This window comes from Streptomyces sp. MB09-02B (assembly GCF_033794485.1).
Classification (GTDB): Bacteria; Actinomycetota; Actinomycetes; order Streptomycetales; family Streptomycetaceae; genus Streptomyces.
This window is the reverse complement of sequence record NZ_JARGEE010000751.1, coordinates 1-2255: the sequence shown is the minus strand read 5'-3', so window position 1 is coordinate 2255 and position 2255 is coordinate 1. Positions and strand designations below refer to the sequence as shown.

Sequence of the window (2255 nt, the reverse complement as noted above, 5' to 3'; positions counted from 1 at the left end):
GGGTGCCGCCGGGGATGCGGTAGCCGGGCTTGTCCCAGGGTTGCTGCGACTCGGGGTTGGCGTCGATGAAGGCGCGGGCCTTGTCCATCAACTCGTCCCGGGTGGCGGCCACTTCATGGATCAGGCCGTTGTCCAGTGCACGCCGCGGGGAGTACTGGGTGCCCTGGAGCAGCACCTTCAGCAGGGCGTCGGTGATGCCGAGCAGCCGGACGGTGCGGACGACGCCGCCGCCTCCGGGGAGCAGGCCGAGGGTGACCTCGGGGCAGCCGATCTTGGAGCCGGGGGCGTCGAGGGCGACGCGGTGGTGGCAGGCGAGGGCCAGCTCGTAACCGCCGCCGAGGGCGGCGCCGTTGATCGCCGCGACGACCGGCTTGCCGAGGGTCTCGATGCGGCGCAGGTGGCGCTTGATCTCCAGGCCGCCGTCGAAGAGCTGCTGTGCGGTCTCGGGGGTGACCTTGATGAGGTCGCGGAGGTCGCCGCCGGCGAAGAAGGTCTTCTTGGCGGAGGTGATGATGACGCCGCGGATGGTGTCCTTCTCGGCCTCCAGGCGGTCGGTGATCACCGCGAGGGAGTCGCGGAACGCCTGGTTCATGGTGTTCGCGGACTGGTCGGGGTCGTCGATGACGAGGGTGACGAGGCCCGTGCGGTCCTGTTCCCAGCGGATGGTGGTGCTCTCGGTCATAGCGGGGGTCTCCGTTGAAGTCTCTTGGTTCCGCCGGGGTGTCAGACGCGTTCGACGATCGTCGCGATGCCCATGCCGCCGCCCACGCAGAGCGTGGCCAGCCCGTACCGCTTGTCCTGGCGCTCCAGTTCGTCGACGAGTGTGCCGAGGATCATCGCCCCTGTCGCGCCGAGCGGGTGGCCGAGCGCGATCGCGCCGCCGTTGACGTTGACCTTGTCGAGCGAGAGGCCCATGTCCTTGACGAAGCGGAGCACGACGGCGGCGAACGCCTCGTTGATCTCGACGAGGTCGATGTCGTTGATGGTCAGCCCGGCCCGGGCGAGGGCCTTGCGGGTCGCGGGCGCGGGGCCGGTGAGCATGATGGTGGGTTCGGAGCCGGAGACGGCGGCGGAGACGATGCGGGCGCGCGGGCGCAGGCCGTAGCGCTCGCCGATCTCCTTGCTGCCGATGGCGACGAGGGAGGCGCCGTCGACGATGCCGGAGGAGTTGCCCGCGTGGTGGACGTGGTCGATCTCCTCGACCCAGTGGTACTCCTGCAGCGCCACGGCGTCGAAGCCGCCCAGCTCGCCGATGTCCGCGAAGGACGGCTTCAGCTTGGCGAGCGAGTCGGCGGTGGTGCCGGGCCGCAGGTACTCGTCGTGGTCGAGGACGACGAGTCCGGAGCGGTCCTTGACGGGGACGACGGACCGGTCGAACCGGCCGTCCTTCCAGGCGGCGGCCGCGCGCTCCTGGGACAGTGCCGCGTACTCGTCGACGTCGCGCCGGGAGAATCCCTCGATCGTGGCGATGAGGTCGGCGCCGATGCCCTGCGGTACGAAGTTGACCGCCAGGTTGGTCATCGGGTCGTTGAACCAGGCGCCGCCGTCCGACGCCATCGGCACCCGGGACATCGACTCGACACCACCGGCGAGCACCAGGTCCTCCCAGCCCGAACGGACCTTCGCGGCGGCCAGGTTGACGGCTTCCAGTCCCGAGGCACAGAAGCGGTTCTCCTGGACGCCGGCCACGGTGTCGGGCAGTCCGGCGGCGATCGCGGCGGTCCGGGCGATGTCGGAGCCCTGGTCGCCGACCGGGCCCACGACGCCGAGCACGATGTCGTCGACGGCGGCCGGGTCGAGGCCGGGGAAGCGGTCACGGACCTCGTGGATGAGTCCGACGACGAGGTCGATCGGCTTGGTGCCGTGCAGGGAGCCGTTCGCCTTGCCGCGGCCGCGCGGGGTGCGGATCGCGTCGTACACGTACGCTTCGGTGCTCACGAGTCTGGCCTTTCAGTGGCGGGAGGGTACGGCCCGGGGGCCGGAGTCAATCGGTGTCCTTCGCGACGGTGTCCTCCGCTGCGGTGTCCTTCGCGGCGGTGTCCTTCGCGGCGGTGTCCTCCGCGGGCGCGCCTTCGGGGGCGACGGCCTCGGCGGCGACGGCCTGGTCGGACGCGTCGGGCAGGAGGCCCGCTATGCCCCAGTCGTGGGCGACGTCCGCCGTGTCGGCGCCCGGCTGGGCGGGTCCGGTGCGCACCGAGGTGTGGGTGGCGGAGAAGCGGGGCGTCGACACGGCGGACGTCGCCCACGACTGGGGC

At 71.4% G+C, this 2255-nt stretch carries 2 protein-coding genes and 1 pseudogene; all 3 read right to left on the bottom strand.

All coding sequences use genetic code 11. The annotated features are described in order from the left end of the window. On the bottom strand, positions 1–682 hold a 682-nt coding region (locus P1P70_RS43655; protein WP_319247922.1), incomplete at its 3' end, for an enoyl-CoA hydratase/isomerase family protein. 41 nt (positions 683–723) lie between these two features. Next, a complete protein-coding gene (locus P1P70_RS43650) occupies positions 724–1938 on the bottom strand; it encodes an acetyl-CoA C-acetyltransferase (RefSeq protein WP_319247920.1) in 1215 nt (404 codons plus the stop codon). A gap of 46 nt (positions 1939–1984) precedes the next feature. Continuing rightward, positions 1985–2255, bottom strand: a pseudogene (locus P1P70_RS43645) (hypothetical protein); the annotation flags it as partial.